Source organism: Actinacidiphila sp. bgisy167, assembly GCF_965342175.1.
In the GTDB taxonomy this organism is placed as follows: Bacteria; Actinomycetota; Actinomycetes; order Streptomycetales; family Streptomycetaceae; genus Actinacidiphila.
Window position 1 is genome coordinate 1 of the sequence record NZ_CBDRBL010000032.1, and the last position, 14,823, is coordinate 14,823.

Genomic DNA, 14,823 nt, shown 5'->3' on the forward strand with positions numbered 1-14,823 from the left:
CCGGCGTCGCGGGTCGATGGCTCTCGCCTGGCGGCGTTGTCGTCGGTCGCCGCAGCTCCGCTGCGTCTCCCTTCTCCGCCTTGCCAAACTCGGCCCTCGACCCGCTCCTTTCTCCACCCCGCCTATCCGCGCAGACCTCTTAGCTGTCGTGAGCAGCGAGCCTCTCGGTCGCCCGCGTCGGCAACCCCCCGCCACGCAGCTGCCGCAACGTCCCCGTGCCCGCGAGACTCCGGGCCCCCCAGAGGGGTCGCGAGCCCGCCCGGCACACCGGTCACCCAGGAGTAGCCGCGCACATCCGTGCGGGACTCGCACAGGGCTGTGCGCGGGCCCGGCGCAGGGCGGTATCCAGGCGATGCGTGGAAGTCCCGATGCCCCGCACGTGCGAAGGACGGGTCCTGTCGCCCAGTTCGGTGACCAGGAAGTCCGTGAACCGGGCGCACAGTTGCGGGTCGGCCGTCCGTTCCGCAGCCCGCGGCGCGACGTACGCGCCCTCCAGGTCGGGTCCGAGCAGGTTCCTCGACCGGTGCGGCGGTGAACGGCGCGAGCTGCGAGGTCGGGCTGAGGCCGGCGCGGGGTTGCACGGTCCTGGCTGCCGTGATGACAGCGGGACCCCGGATGCCCCCGTCGCGGGCCGCGGCTGGTCATCGAGAGACGTCTCCGACTGGCTCCGCCCGTCAGGCCGGGCGCACTATGGAGACAAGAACACTACTGTCCAGTCGCGGAGGTGAACCGCGATGACCGTGCCCGCCCACCGCCGGCCCGGCCGGCTCATGGAAGGGTTTCCCGCCCTCGGCTGGGGCGAGCCGATGGCATCCGAGTTCGACGAACTCTTCAGCCGCATGAACGAGCTGCTGGCCTCGGCCGCCGCGACCGGCCCAGGCGCCTCGTCGCCCCTTGCGGACATGCACGAGACCGAAGACGCCTATGTGATCGAGGCCGAGCTGCCCGGCATCACGCGCGAGGACATCGACGTCGAGGTGGACGACCAGCACCTGCGCATCACCGGGGAGTACAAGAAGCGCGAACGCGAAGGCATTTTGCGCCGCAGCACCCGGCGGACCGGACGCTTCGAGTACCGTGCCCTGCTGCCCACCAGCGTCAACGCCGAGGAGGTCAAGGCTCAGTTGGCGGACGGCGTTCTGACCGTCACCGTACCCAAGTCCCAGAGCGCCAAGCCCCGGCACGTCGAGATCACCGGAGGCTGACGGGCGCCCCGTCCCACCTGGCGCCCCGGTCACGGCCCGGCGTGGCCGACGTCCCCGGACGGGGGTAGAACGCGTCGTCCGCGGCCGCGGACGAGCGGCGCTGAGAGACTGCGCTCGGCGCCGCACCATCGGCGCGGCCCGTCTTCGCGCGATGTGACCGCCACCAGCCGCACCGACGCCGCGCACGCGTCTGATCACGGCGGCCGGCGGCGGTCTCATCCGGCGAAGACAGGAGGACCGGAAGCATGCAGAAGCTCTCGCTCGACGCGCTCGCCCGCGAGCACCTGGAACACGCCGCAGCCGCCTCCTCGGGGCGCAGCGCGGCCACGGTCTACGGCGGTCAGGAACACTCCCTGCGCCAGACACTCCTCGCGCTGACCGCCGGCGCCGCCCTCGCCGAACACGAGAACCCCGGCGAGGCCACCCTGCTGGTGTTGCGCGGACGTGTGCGGCTGACCAGCGGCGACGCTTCTTGGGAGGGGCGGAACGGTGACCTGATCAGCGTCCCCGAGGCCCGCCACAGTCTGCAGGCCGTCGAAGACGCGGCGGTGCTCCTCACGGTCGCCGAACGCGGCTGACGCCGGGTCGCTCAGCAACAGGTCGGCGGGCCGGACGAGGCCGTGTCCGTGACGTTCCGTCAGCCGGAGTCCGAGGACATGCGCGGCAGGCTCCGCTCGCCTCATCGAACACCGCCCGCGGCTGCCCTGACGGAGGGGGCGTTACTCTGCGTGGGTGACAACGCGATCGAACACCCCGGCGGGCTGGTACCAGGACCCGCACGGCACGCACGACCTGTTGCGCTACTGGGACGGATTCCGGTGGACGGAACACACCCACCCGGGCGGCGCCCAGGTCCCGCCGCAGGCCACGGCGAGCCCCTGGGAGCTCGGCGTCGACGGCGCCCCCGACCCCTCGCGCGTCCAGCGCCAGGTGCAGCAGCAGGCGGGCGTGGCCCCCACCGGCCACGGCGGGGGGACACTCTTCAGCGAGCCTGTGCTGGTCGTCAACCAGAAGGCCAAGCTCATCGAGCTGAACAACGAGTACAGCGTCTTCGACCAGCAGGGGCGCCAGCTCGGCTCCGTCGTCCAGGTCGGCCAGAGCACCGCGCGCAAGGTGCTGCGGTTCGTCTCGAGCGTCGACCAGTTCCTGTCGGTGCGCCTGGAGGTCCGCGACGCGCACGGTCGGCCGCAACTGCTGCTGACGCGCCCCGCGAAGTTCATCAAGTCGAAGGTGATCGTGCAGCGCGCCGACGGCACGACGCTGGGCGAGATCGTCCAGCAGAACGCCATCGGAAAAATCAACTTCTCCTTCGAGGTGAACGGCCAGAAGATCGGCGCCATCAAAGCCGAGAACTGGCGCGCCTGGAACTTCGCCGTCGTCGACCACACCGGCGCCGAGGTCGCCCGGATCACCAAGACGTGGGAGGGCTTGGCGAAGACGATGTTCACCACGGCCGACAACTACGTCCTGAAGATCCACCGACCGCTGGCCGAACCCCTGCTGAGCATGGTCGTCGCCTCCGCGCTCACCGTGGACACCGCTCTCAAACAGGACTCGCGCGGCCTCGGCTGAGCGGAACACGCATACGGTGCCGGAGTGGCGCGGACCCGGCGCCGTATCAGGACAGAACCGGACAGGTGACGCCTGCGACGGCCCCGCCCGAACAACCGACCGCGCAAAGGCACTAGCATGCCTCGCCATGAGCACTGCCGAAGGCCCCGCAGCCGGCCTGCCCGTTCGTATGCCCCGCCCCCGCCAGCCCGGACGGCACCGGCGGCCGGAGCCGCTGACCGCGCCCGAGGGCGCCCCCGCGCTGGTCCTCGCCGTGCCCGGTACCCCTTCCTCCGCGATACGGAGTCTGGCGGAGGAGATCGTCAGCATCGCCCGTATCGAGCTGTCCGGTCTCGACCCGCGCATCGGCTACGTCGACGGCGACGGCGAGGAGTTCCCGACGCTCGAATCGGTGCTGGCCCAGGCTGCCTCCGAGCGCGGCGACGAGGCTCCCGCGGCCGTGGTGGTCCCGCTGCTGGCCGGCCCCGAGGCCTCGGTGATGCGCCGCGTGCGCCAGGCGGTGGCGGACAGCCGTGCCGCGGCCGAGGTGACCGACGTGCTCGGCCCTCACCCGCTGCTCGCCGAGGCGCTGCACGTGCGCCTCTCGGAGGCCGGCCTGGCACGCGCCGACCGCGCCCGCCTGTTCACGGTCGCCACGGCCGCCGACGGCATCATCCTGGCCACCGTCGGCGGCGAGGAAGCCGTCCAGGCCGCGGGCGTGACGGGGCTGCTGCTGGCCGCGCGCCTCGCGGTGCCGGTGCTGGCCGCCGCGCTGGACATCGAGGGCTCGGTCGCCGCGGCCGCCGAGCAGTTGCGTTCCTCCGGCTCGACCACTCTGGCGCTCGCGCCGTACGTGATCGGTCCAGAGGTCGCCCCCGAGGTCCTGCACGACGCCGCCAAGGAGGCCGACTGCTCCTCTGCCGACGCGCTGGGCCCCTACCCGGCCATCGGCAAGCTGCTCGTGACCACCTACACGGCGGCCCTCGGCGTGGCCCAACCGGTGCAGGGTGCTCCGCTGGTCTGAGCCCGCGGAGCGTCAGACGCTCGACGACGGCGGGCTGGCGACCGCCCGGGATTCCGGGGCGGCCGCCAGCCCGCCGTCGCGCGTACGAGGCAGCTGTCGTCAGCCGAAGAGCACACAGGACGCGGCCGGTACGGCCACCGACCCCGCGAGCGTGGGTGTGCCGGTGGCCGGGTCCACGTCGAACCAGCTGACGTCGCCCGATCGCTCATTGGCCGCGTAGAGCCGCTTCCCCGCGGGGTCGAGCGTCAGGTGGCGCGGCCACTCGCCGCCGCAGGGCACGGTCTCCAGCAGCTCCAGCCGGTCTCCGCTCCCGTCGACGGAGAGCACGGCGATGCTGTCGTGACCGCGGTTGGCGGCCCAGGCGAACCGGCCGTCGGCGGAGACGACCAGCTCGGAGGGGTAGTTCGGGCCTGAGGCGCCGGCGGGCAGCACGGAGACCTCGGCGACGGGCGTCAGCCGGCCGATCCGGGCGTCCCAGTGGCACACCGTCACCACGGAGTCCAGCTCGTTCATGACGTAGGCGCGGTCGCCGCGGGGGTGGAAGGCGAGGTGGCGCGGTCCGGTGCCGGAGCGCAGACCCATCTCGCGCTCCACCTCCAGCTCCCCGCTGTCCGCGTCGAGTGCGCAGACCCGCACGGAGTCCGTACCGAGGTCCACGCTGAGAACCCAGCGCCCGGAGGGGTCGGGCAGCACCATGTGGGCGTGCGGTCCCTCCTGGCGCTCCGGGTTCGGTCCGTCGCCCTCGTGCTGCAGGATGTGGCGCGGCGCCCCGAGCGCGCCGCCGTCCCCGAGCGGCAGCACGCTCACGGTGCCGGAGGCGTAGTTGGCGGTGAGCAGGTGGCCCTGGTGCAGGCACAGATGCGTCGGGGAGGCACCGCGCACCGGCACGGTGGCGCCCAGCAGTTCGGGGCGGGCGGGGTCGGCCAGCGAGAACACGGCAGCGCCGCCGTCCTCGGCCTCACTGACGGTGTAGAGCAGGCCGCGGTCCTTGGAGAGCGCGAGGAAGGAGGGGTCCCCCACCGAGGAGTCGGCGCCCAGCAGCGTCAGCGCTCCAGAGTCGGGGTCGACGGCGGCGGTGGTCAGTCCCTTGCCGCCCGCCGAAGTGAACGACCCGATGTAAACGTGCCCGGCCACTGCCGTACCTCTTCCGCAGGTTGTCTGTACGGCGGCTGAGAGTAACGCAGTGGCCGGAAACCGATCCCGCTGCCCCCGTCACACCAGCGCCTCGCCGCGGGAGAGGGCGAGTGACTCGGGGTGGTGGACATAGGCGGGCGTCAGGTCGCCGGTGTCGTAGTAGCGGTGGAAGACACCCGTGGCCGAGCCCGAGATGGGCGGCACGATCCACGACCAGTCGGCGGGCACCGACCGGCCCTTGCGCTCCTCCCGCTCGATGTGGGAGAGGAAGCGGCGGGATTCGGTGTGGTGGTCCGTGATGCTGACGCCGGCGCGGTCGAAGGAGTGCAGGACGGCGCGGTTGAGCTCGACCAGGGCGCGGTCGCGCCAGAGCGAGCGGTCGCTCGTGGTGTCCAGGCCGAGCCGCTCGGCGAAGCGCGGCAGGAGGTCGTAGCGATCGGTGTCGGCGAGGTTGCGGGCGCCTATCTCGGTGCCCATGTACCAGCCGTTGAAGGGTGCCGCCGGGTAGCAGACGCCGCCGATCTCCAGGCACATGGAGGACACGGCCGGGACGGCGTGCCAGCGCAGGCCCCACTCCGCCAGCCAGTCGAACTCCGGGTGCCCGATGGGCACCTCGAGCGCCGCGTCGGCCGGCAGCGGGAAGTGGCGCGGCGGCTCGGACCCGCCCTGCACGATCAGCGGCAGGACGTCGAAGGGTGTGCCGGGGCCGCCGGGCCAGCCGAGTTTCCGCGCCGCCTCGGTGATGCCGGTGTTGCCGGGGTCGCCGAGCACTCCGCCGTCGGGCCGGGAGTAGCCGGCGTAACGGATGAGCTGGTCGTTCCAGATCCTCGGGCCGGGGCGCTCCGGGGTGTCCGGGGCGAAGACGGTGATCACCGGGCGGATGCGCCCGCCGTTGGTCGCGACCTTCAGATGGGCGGCGGCCTCCCGGGCCACCCCGTGTGCGGTCGCGATGTGGCGGCGGTCGCGGACCTGCAGGGAGTTCCAGTACAGGCGTCCTATGCAGCGGTTGCTGTTGCGCCAGGCGACGCGCGCGCCGAAGACGAGTTCCTCGCCGGTGTGCCGGTAGGTGCCCGTCTCGTCGATCTCATCGAGCACCGCGGCCAGCCGTCGCCGCGGGTCGCGGTCGCCGCCGGGTAGTTCGCGGTGGTACTGCAGGATGAAGTCCGTGGCCAGGGCGCGGACGTCCACGTCCTTGTGCCGGACGGCCGGGGCGCCGTCCCGCCCGGCCGCGCCGCCGACGGGGCAGGCGGACACCGCGTCCTGCGGGCGCCAGGCGTCGGCGCCCTCCTCCACCGGCTGCGGGTGCCCGGCCGGGCACCCGGCCAGCGGCTCCGGGCCGTCCATCCGCGCATGCTCCGACGCGGGCGAGACCCGGCCCGGTCCGGCGTGGCGTTCGTTCTTTCCCTCGGTACGGCGCAGAAACCTCAGCACGCCTGGCACCCCCCAAGACCGTCCTGCGCGGAGCGTTTCCTCACGGTCCGCGGGTACGGCACGAGACTGGAATCGGTATGACCGCTGTCCGGAGTCAGTCATCCTGGCACGCGCCGCCGAACGGATCGCCGCATCAGATGAATTGACGACATCCCGCCCTGCGTCGGACACAGCCGGTCATGGCTCGACCGCTACCGGTCTCGATCGATCCGAGGGTGTGCATGAATCCGGCAGGACCGCAAGCCGTCACCGATCGTGCGGTCTGCGCCGCGGCGCGGCACTGAAAGGCGGCGGCGCCCGGGTACGGGTGGGACCCGCGACCCCGCGCCCTCTGCCGTGGCCGCCCCAAACGCCTGGGCGCCGCTCCGCCCCCGCCGCGTGCAGCGGCACGAACAGTGGGCCCTCGGCTTCGACGCCGCGGACACGCACGGTGGGGCACACAGGACAGGCACAGGCATCGGGAGGCGACGACGCGACGCCCTCAGGGCGAGTCCTGCGGTGGCGCGAGACCGCCGAGCGCGAAGGGGGCAGGCAAGGCCGGCAGAACAGGGCCGCAGCTGCCAGGGCCGCTACCCATGCCGAAACACTTGTTCGGCGTATATTTGAGAGGAAAGCCGTCTCTATAGACGCGAAATGGCCGAACCCACCTTTAATAACGCCTGACGAACCAACTCACCGGATCCGCCCCAGGAGGGGCTCGAGTCGTATCCGACCCGTCCGGAGGAGGACGCGATGAGGGACGTGGCGCACCAGCGGGACGTGGACCGTCCCGCAACCATCGAGCGTGTCGTGACACTCGACGTCAACGGCCGGACCTACACCCTGCGCCTGGACACCCGGGTCACACTCCTGGACGCCCTGCGGGACCGGCTCGGCCTGACGGGCACCAAGAAGGGCTGCGACCAGGGAGCCTGCGGAGCGTGCACGGTGCACCTCGACGGCAGGAGGGTGCTCTCCTGTCTGACGCTGGCCGCACAGGCCGAGGGCCAGGCGATCACCACCATCGAGGGCGTCACCGGCACCGACGGACCGCACCCGGTGCAACAGGCCTTCATGGATCACGACGGCTTCCAGTGCGGCTTCTGCACCCCTGGGCAGATCATGTCGGCGGTGGCGCTGATGACCGAGGGCCGGGCCGGCTCCGACGAGGAGATCCGCGAGTTCATGAGCGGCAACCTGTGCCGCTGCGGCGCCTATCCCAACATCGTGGCCGCGATCCGCGAGGCCGCGTCCGGTGGAGGTCACGATGCGCGCGTTTGAGTATGTACGGGCCACCGACACCCAGGAGGTCGTGCGGAAGCTGGCGGAGGACCCTTCGGCGTCCTGCCTCGCGGGCGGCACGACCCAGCTGGACCTGATGAAGGACGGGGTGCTCGAGCCGCCGACGCTGATCGACATCACCCGGCTCCCCCTGCACGGCATCGAGCGGCGCGGCGAGGCGCTCCACGTGGGGGCGCTGGCCACGATGGAGGAGCTGGCCGCCGACGCCACGGTCGCCGAACGGCTGCCGGTGGTGCGCGAGTCCCTCCTGATGGGCGCCTCGGTGCAGTTGCGCAACATGGCGACCATCGGCGGCAACCTGCTGCAGCGCACCCGCTGCCGCTACTTCCGCGATCCCACGGTGCTCGAGTGCAACAAGCGCGCGCCGGGCACAGGATGTGCGGCCGTGCTGGGCGCGGCCAGGATGCACGCCGTGCTGGGCGCGAACGAGAACTGCATCGCGCTGCACGCCTCCGACCTCGCCGTCGCCTTGGTGGCGCTCGACGCCGTCGTCCACATCCACGGCCCGTCCGGCCGGCGCAGCGTCCCGCTGACGGACTTCTACATCACCGCCGACGAGAGCCCCGAGCGGGAGAACGTCCTAGAGCACGCCGAGCTGATCACCGAGGTGGAGATCCCGCTCCCGCCGCCGTCCGCCCGTTCGGGCTACCTCAAGGTCCGCGACCGGATGTCGTACGAGTTCGCGCTGACCTCGGCCGCCGTGGTGCTCGTCATCGAGGAGGGCACGATCCGTCAGGCCCGGATCGGACTGGGCGGGGTGGGCACGAAGCCCTGGCGGGCGTACGAGGCCGAGCATGTGCTGACCGGCGCGCCCGCCACGTCGGCCACCTTCCGGGACGCGTCCGAGGCGACGATGCGCGACGCCTGGACGGTGCCCGGCACGGCGTTCAAGGTGCCGCTGGCCCGCCGGACCCTCGTTCGCGAGCTGCAGACAGTGTCAGGAGTGACGGCATGAGCACCGTCGAGAGCAGGCCCCTGGTCGGCGCGGGCGTCAACCGGGTCGAGGGACCGCGCAAGGTCACCGGCGCCGCCCCCTACCCCATGGATTTCAGCGTGCCCGGCCAGGCGTACGGCGCCCTGGTGCAGAGCACCGTCGCCGCGGGCCGGATCGTCCGCATGGACACCGCGGAGGCCGAAGGCTCACCAGGCGTGATCTCGGTGCTCACGCACGAGAACGCCCCGCGGGTCGGCACCGGCCCCACGACGGTGCTGGGCGAGGCCCCGCCCGCCCCGCTGCGCGACGACCGGGTGATCCACCACGGGCAGCACATCGCCTTCGTGGTGGCCGAGACGCCGGAACAGGCCGCCGCCGCGGCACGGCTGGTGCACGCGGAGTACGAGGCCACCGAGCCGCTGCTGGACCTGCAGGACCCGCGGGCGCAGCACCTGGTGGACCCGTGGGAGATGGACCACTCGCGGGGCGACGCAGGCGCCGCTCTGGAGACCGCCGACGTCGTCGTGCGCGGTACGTACGTCACGGCCGACAACACCAACAACCCGCTCGGGCTCTTCGCCACGCTGGCCGCGTGGGAGGAGGACACCCTCACCGTCCACGACACCAGCCAGTGGCCGTCGATGGTGCGCACCACCCTAGCCATGGTCTTCGGTATCCCCGAGAGCTCGGTGCGCGTACTCGTGCCCTATGTGGGCGGCGGCTTCGGCGCCGGACTGCGGGCGTGGCCGCACGTGATCCTCACCGCCATGGCGGCCCGCGCCGCCAAGCGCCCGGTGAAGCTCGTGCTGACCCGGCCGCAGATGTTCACCTCCGTCGGGCACCGTCCGAGCGGGGTCCAGTGGATCGGCGTGGGCGCGTCGCGCGACGGCGAACTGGTCGCCCTCGACCACCGCAGCCTCAGCTCGCTCAGCATGGAGGACAACGACTTCGAGCCGTTCTCCCACGGCACCTCCTACGCCTACCGGTGTCCGAACGTGATCACCCGGGACGAGCAGGCCAAGCTCAACATCGCGGTGCCGACGTCGATGCGCGCCCCCGCGGAGGCGCAGGGCAGCTTCGCGCTGGAGTCGGCCCTCGACGAGCTGGCGTACGCCTTGCGCATGGACCCGCTCGAACTGCGGATCCGCAACCACACCGAGGTCGACCCGCGCAACGGGCTGCCCTGGTCCAGCAAGGCGCTCCTGGAGTGCTACGAGGCCGGCGCGCGGCGCTTCGGCTGGTCGGAGCGGAACCCGGAGCCGCGGTCCATGCGCGAGGGGAACTGGCTCGTCGGCTACGGCATGGCGAGCGCGATGTTCCCGTACTTCGCCACGCCGTGCATGGCCGAGGCCACTGTCAACCGCGACGGCAGCGCGTTCGTGCGCAGTGCGGCGACCGACATCGGCACCGGCACGTACACCGTGATGGCGCAGCTGTCCGCCCAGGAACTGGGCCTGCCCCTGGAGAAGGTCCGCTTCGACCTGGGGGACTCCGACATGCCCGACTCGATGATGGCGGGCGGCTCAGGGCTGACCGGCGCGCTCGGCAACGCCGTGCACGACGCCTGCCGCAGGCTGATGGGGCTGTTCGCGGACCTGGCGCGAGGGGACGCCGACTCCCCGCTGCGGGGCGCCTCCCCCGCGGACGTCGAGGTCTCCGGGGGCCGGGTCCACCTCGTCGGCCGCCCGGACCGCGGGGAGTCGTACGCCGACATCCTGTCCCGGCACGAGATTCCCCAGCTCACGGCGACCGGCAGCAGCACGCCCCCGGACCCGGACGAGATCGGCATGTCCTTGGCCGGGGCCTACGGCGCGAAGTTCGTGGAGGTGCGCGTCGACGCCGACCTCGGGATCGTCCGGGTCGCCCGGGTGGTGTCCGCGATCGACGGTGGCCGCATCGTCAACGAGAAGACGGCGAGGAGCCAGATCATCGGCGGGACGGTCGGCGGGATCGGCATGGCCCTGTTCGAGGACACCGTCACCGATCCGCGTACCGGGCGCATCGCCAACGGGACGTTCGGCGACTATCTCGTCGCCGTGAACGCCGACATCCCCGAGCTGGACGTGATTTTCGTCGGCGAACCCGACCGCGGCACGCCGACCGGCACCAAGGGTGTCGGCGAGGTCGGCCTGGTCGGCATCGCACCCGCCATCGCCAATGCCGTCCACCACGCCACCGGGAGGCGCGTGCGCGACCTGCCGATCACCCTCGACAACCTGCTCTGACCGGCGCGGCACGCCGTCGTCGGCACGGCATGCCGCGGCCGGGATCATCGGGGACCGCCGGAGGCGTTCCCGTCCGCGGCGGCCTGCTCACCCCGACGGCCGGACGACGCCGTGGACGCCGGCTTGGCATGCTGGGGGCATGACGCTCCCCGCGGTGATATTCGACCTCGACGGCACCCTTGTGGACAGCGAGCCGCACTACTTCGAGGCGGGCCGGCGGCTGCTGGCGTCGCACGGCGTGCACGACTACACATGGGAGCAGCACCGGCGCTTCATCGGCATCGGCACCAAGGAGACGCTGGAGGTCCTGCGCGAGGAGTACGGCCTGTCGGCGCCCGTCCAGGAGCTGCTGGACGGCAAGAACCGGATCTACCTGGAGCTCGCCCGCGGGGCCACCGACGTGTTCCCGCGGATGCGGGCGTTCGTCGAGTTGCTGGCGAAGGCGGGGCACCCCATGGCGGTGGCCTCGGGATCCTCCCGGGAGGCGATCCGGGCGGTGCTGGCCGGCACCGGGCTCGACGTCCGGTTGCCGACCGTGGTGTCGGCGGAGGAGGTGGAGCACGGCAAGCCCGCCCCGGACGTCTTCCTGGAGGCGGCGCGGCGGCTCGGCGTCGACCCGGCGGACTGCGTGGTCGTCGAGGACGCGCCGCCCGGCGCCCAGGCCGCGCACCGGGCGGGGATGCGGTGCGTCGCCGTCCCTTACCTTGCGGCGCAGGCTGACGACCCCGCCTTCGCGACAGCCGGCCTGCTGGTGCGCGGAGGGCAGGACGCCTTCGACGCCCGGGGGGTCATGGACTGGCTGACGGCCCGGCAGACCGGCGGACGGGCAGCCGGCCGGGACTGACCGGCACGCAGGGCCGCCATGTCCGGCCGGTAGCGCTCGCCGGTCGTCGTTCGGCCGGGACGTGGGAGCCGAGGGGCCTCAGCAGCGGAAACACAGCCGGACCTGACACGGAGGTCGTCGCGGTTGGTGGCCGCCGAACTCCGTCAAGACAACCAACAGCATCGCCGGGCCTCACCCCGAAGCGCCGTCCTGGTGCGGGCTCCATGAGGCGCTTGTGATGTGAGATGCCGCGACGTCGCCTTCCCTGACGGCGCGGCACCTCCCACCGGCTACTTGGTCAGCCGAGGAAGCTCAGCCGGACCTGGCGCCGGGGGTTGTCGCGGTTGGTGTCGACCAGGACGACGGACTGCCATGTGCCGAGTTCCAGCCGGCCGCCGACCACCGGGAGGGTGGCGTGCGGCGGGACGAGGGCGGGCAGCACATGGTCCCGGCCGTGACCGGGGCTGCCGTGCCGGTGGCGCCAGCGGTCGTCGGCGGGCAGCAGGTCGCGGAGCGCGGCCAGCAGGTCGTCGTCGCTGCCCGCGCCGGTCTCGAGGACGGCGATCCCCGCGGTGGCGTGCGGGACGAACACATTGAGCAGCCCGTCGCGTCCGCGGGCGACGCCGTCGAGGAAGTCGGCGCAGGCGCCGGTGAGGTCGTGGACCGTCTCGCGGCTGCCGGTGGTGACATCAATGGTGCGGGTGGAGAAAGCGTCGGCCATGTGACCATGGTGGCCCACGCGGCGGTGCCGCGCGTGCCGGGGTCAGGGGGTCGGCGACGGGCGTTCCAATGGCGGAGACGCCGTTGACGCCGTGACGCCGCTCGGGCGGCCTGGCTACCGTCGTGCACACGTCGCGTCCCGTTCTGTTCACCACGCGCGGTCACATCGACCTGCGGCGAGTGGCCTCCGCCCCCTGTCGCCGCGGCTGCTGACGCTTCCCCGCCCTGTCGCGCGCCCTTCTTCCTCCGCGCGCTTCTCCGCACCTTGGTGCGCCCTTCCGCACCGGCCCCCGTACGCTCTTGACGAGTCGTAGCGCCCATACCTGGGCTGGCCCGTCCGGTTCCGCGTACCGACGGGCGTGCGCGGACGCTCGCCGCCTCCCCTACGTGGCTCCTCCCATGGGCATCAGCAAAGCGGCCGGGCATCTCTCCGGCACCTGTCGAGGTCCCGGCCGGACGTCGTGCATCATGCCCGAACTGGCCGCCGGGGGCTGCTCGATCGGGCGCCGGCCGCGCGCGTTCCCCGGGCGACCAGCCGTCCGGCGTCCGCAGAGAGCGGGGCGCCGCTACTGCTCTCCAGGGGCGGCTGAACGCGCCGGGCGACGAACGGCCGTCCTGACCCGGGCAGCCGACACCGAATTGGTCTGGACCATTAGCCTCCTTCGGGATAGGGTCGGCAGCGCCCGCTGGAGCGCCAGAGGGGGACCCACGTGTACGCACCGCACCGTGTCGCCGCCTTGGTCGACGCCTGCCTGCTGCCCGTCGGCCGGACCCGCAGACCGCCGCAATGGCTCCGGCGCGCACTGGAGCGGGCCGGGGCGGTCACCATCGGCGTCGCGGCCGCCCTCAGCGGGCCCACGGCCACCGAGCTGCTGCGGGAGGAGTACGGCGACGTCACGGTCGTGATCAGCGAGCCACTCGACACGGACGAGGTCGTCGAGGGCTGGGGCGTGCCCGGCGCGGCCGTCCTGGCCTGGCTCTCGGGCGTCGACCTGCTCCAGCTCGGACCCGGCTGCGGGGAGGGAGTCCAGGAGGCCATCCGTACCGCGGCCGCCCGCGCGGTCGCCGACGGCGACCTGCCGCTGTCCCGCCTGGAGGAGGCCGCCGCGCGCGTGGCCCGGCTGCGCGGCGAGGCGTCCTCGGGAAGCTTCCGCGAACGCGCGTAGTTGCTCTGGTCGTGAACCATGTGGACGTGGATGTCGCCGTCATCGGGGCCGGGCAGGCCGGGCTGTCCGGGGCCTACTTCCTGCGTAGGGCCGGGCTGCGGCCCGAGGAGGACTTCGTCGTCCTCGACCACTCCCCTGGTCCCGGCGGCGCCTGGCAGTTCCGCTGGCCGACGCTGACGTACGGCAGGGCGCACGGGGTGCACTCGCTGCCCGGCATGGCACTGGAGGGCGCCGACCCCGACCGGCCGTCCGCCGAGGTCGTCGCCGAGTACTTCGACCGCTACGAGCGCACCTTCGACCTGCGGGTGCACCGTCCGGTCGACGTCTCCGCCGTCCACGAGGGCCCGCGCGGGCGGCTGATCGTCGAGTCCGGAGCCGGCAGTTGGGCGGCCCGCGCACTGATCAACGCCACCGGGACCTGGGACCGGCCCTTCGTGCCCCGCTACCCGGGCCAGGAGACCTTCCGCGGCCGCCAGCTGCACACGGCGGGATACCGCGGGAGGGAGGAGTTCGCCGGGAAGCACGTCGTCGTCGTCGGCGGCGGCACCTCCGCCGTCCAACTTCTGATGGAGCTCCACGAACCGGGCGGCGCGGCAGCGACGACCTGGGTCACCCGGCGGCCCCCGGTCTACCGCGGCGGCCCCTTCGGGCAGGAGCAGGGGCGAGCCGCGGTCGCGCTGGTCGAGGAGCGCGTCAGGCGCGGTCTGCCGCCGCAGAGCGTCGTCAGCGTGACGGGACTTCCCATGACCGAGGCGATGGAGCGCGCCCGTGAGCGCGGCGTCCTCGAACGCCTCCCCATGTTCGAGCGGATCACCCAGGACGGCGTGAGCTGGGCGGACGGCCGGCACGTCTCGGCCGACGCCATTCTGTGGGCCACCGGCTTCCGGGCGGCGCTCGACCACCTCGCCCCGCTGCGCCTGCGCGGGCCCGGCGGCGGCATCCGGCTGCAGGGGCTCACCCAGGTCGCCGCCGACCCCCGTGTCCGTCTCATCGGTTACGGCCCCTCCGCGAGCACGATCGGCGCCAACCGGGCCGGCCGCAGCGCGGTCCGTGAGATCCGCGCCTATCTGCGCGGACTCGACCGGGCTCCGGGCGGGGTCCCGGAGCCGGAGCCGGCGGCCGCCGCTTGCTGAGCCCGGGACCGGCTCTCGGCGCCGCGCGAGGTGGCGGCGGCCTCTCCGTGGAGGGGGCGCCCGGCATGGGCCGGACCTACGGCGGCGCACTCCTCGGCGACGCCCCGCGCCCTCGACCGGCGCAGAGCACACGGGCCCCGGCGGATCGGCCGGCCCCGGCCCGTGACGCTGCCGGACACGGCGCGCTGCGCCGAAG

At 72.9% G+C, this 14,823-nt stretch carries 14 protein-coding genes; 11 read left to right on the forward strand and 3 right to left on the reverse strand.

The annotated features are described in order from the left end of the window. The first annotated feature begins 734 nt into the window (after positions 1–734). The 4 genes from ACRWND_RS15025 (at position 735) to ACRWND_RS15040 (ending at position 3,780) form a co-directional block, all read left to right on the forward strand. A complete protein-coding gene (locus ACRWND_RS15025; RefSeq protein ID WP_431949347.1) occupies positions 735–1,205 on the forward strand; it encodes an Hsp20/alpha crystallin family protein in 471 nt (156 codons plus the stop codon). A 245-nt stretch (positions 1,206–1,450) separates the two neighbouring features. Next, positions 1,451–1,783, forward strand: a complete 333-nt coding sequence (locus tag ACRWND_RS15030; protein ID WP_431949349.1) for a LuxR family transcriptional regulator — start codon at positions 1,451–1,453, stop codon at positions 1,781–1,783. Between the two features lie 154 nt (positions 1,784–1,937). After that, entirely contained in the window at positions 1,938–2,777 is an 840-nt protein-coding gene (locus ACRWND_RS15035) for a phospholipid scramblase-related protein (RefSeq protein ID WP_431949351.1), read from the forward strand. A gap of 127 nt (positions 2,778–2,904) precedes the next feature. Next, positions 2,905–3,780 (forward strand): sirohydrochlorin chelatase, encoded by an 876-nt coding sequence (locus ACRWND_RS15040; protein ID WP_431949353.1) that lies wholly within the window; start codon positions 2,905–2,907, stop codon positions 3,778–3,780. A gap of 99 nt (positions 3,781–3,879) precedes the next feature. Here the strand turns inward: ACRWND_RS15040 and ACRWND_RS15045 are convergent, their stop codons facing one another. Together ACRWND_RS15045 and ACRWND_RS15050 are read right to left on the reverse strand one after the other, a co-directional pair. Beyond that, positions 3,880–4,914 carry a lactonase family protein gene (locus ACRWND_RS15045; protein ID WP_431949355.1) on the reverse strand — a complete coding sequence of 345 codons (1,035 nt, stop codon included), beginning with the start codon at positions 4,912–4,914 and terminating at the stop codon, positions 3,880–3,882. A 78-nt stretch (positions 4,915–4,992) separates the two neighbouring features. Further along, the gene (locus ACRWND_RS15050; protein ID WP_431949357.1) at positions 4,993–6,258 is read right to left on the reverse strand and encodes a nitric oxide synthase oxygenase; all 1,266 of its coding nucleotides are present in this window, start codon (positions 6,256–6,258) and stop codon (positions 4,993–4,995) included. Positions 6,259–7,077: 819 nt separating this feature from the next. On the opposite strand from ACRWND_RS15050, the gene ACRWND_RS15055 reads away from it, so the two are divergent. The 4 genes from ACRWND_RS15055 to ACRWND_RS15070 all read left to right on the forward strand — a co-directional run bounded on the left by ACRWND_RS15055 (position 7,078) and on the right by ACRWND_RS15070 (position 11,629). Further along, on the forward strand, positions 7,078–7,605 hold the full coding sequence (locus tag ACRWND_RS15055) for a (2Fe-2S)-binding protein (RefSeq protein WP_431949359.1): 528 nt from the start codon (positions 7,078–7,080) through the stop codon (positions 7,603–7,605). Next, entirely contained in the window at positions 7,592–8,581 is a 990-nt protein-coding gene (locus ACRWND_RS15060; RefSeq protein WP_431949361.1) for an FAD binding domain-containing protein, read from the forward strand. Before ACRWND_RS15055 ends, ACRWND_RS15060 begins: the two co-directional genes overlap by 14 nt. Beyond that, positions 8,578–10,785: a xanthine dehydrogenase family protein molybdopterin-binding subunit gene (locus ACRWND_RS15065; protein ID WP_431949363.1), complete on the forward strand. Its 2,208-nt coding sequence runs from the start codon at positions 8,578–8,580 to the stop codon at positions 10,783–10,785. Before ACRWND_RS15060 ends, ACRWND_RS15065 begins: the two co-directional genes overlap by 4 nt. Before the next feature lie 139 nt (positions 10,786–10,924). Then, a complete protein-coding gene (locus ACRWND_RS15070; protein WP_431949365.1) occupies positions 10,925–11,629 on the forward strand; it encodes an HAD family hydrolase in 705 nt (234 codons plus the stop codon). A 277-nt stretch (positions 11,630–11,906) separates the two neighbouring features. Here ACRWND_RS15070 and ACRWND_RS15075 read toward each other — a convergent pair whose 3' ends face one another. Next, positions 11,907–12,329 (reverse strand): secondary thiamine-phosphate synthase enzyme YjbQ, encoded by a 423-nt coding sequence (locus tag ACRWND_RS15075; protein WP_431949367.1) that lies wholly within the window; start codon positions 12,327–12,329, stop codon positions 11,907–11,909. Between the two features lie 122 nt (positions 12,330–12,451). On the opposite strand from ACRWND_RS15075, the gene ACRWND_RS15080 reads away from it, so the two are divergent. The 3 genes from ACRWND_RS15080 to ACRWND_RS15090 all read left to right on the forward strand — a co-directional run bounded on the left by ACRWND_RS15080 (position 12,452) and on the right by ACRWND_RS15090 (position 14,627). Continuing rightward, complete coding sequence (locus ACRWND_RS15080) at positions 12,452–12,541, forward strand: putative leader peptide (RefSeq protein WP_431949369.1); 90 nt, start codon at positions 12,452–12,454, stop codon at positions 12,539–12,541. Positions 12,542–13,038: 497 nt separating this feature from the next. Beyond that, positions 13,039–13,494, forward strand: a complete 456-nt coding sequence (locus tag ACRWND_RS15085; protein WP_431949371.1) for a hypothetical protein — start codon at positions 13,039–13,041, stop codon at positions 13,492–13,494. A gap of 20 nt (positions 13,495–13,514) precedes the next feature. Next, entirely contained in the window at positions 13,515–14,627 is a 1,113-nt protein-coding gene (locus tag ACRWND_RS15090; RefSeq protein ID WP_431949457.1) for an NAD(P)-binding domain-containing protein, read from the forward strand. Positions 14,628–14,823 lie beyond the last annotated feature (196 nt).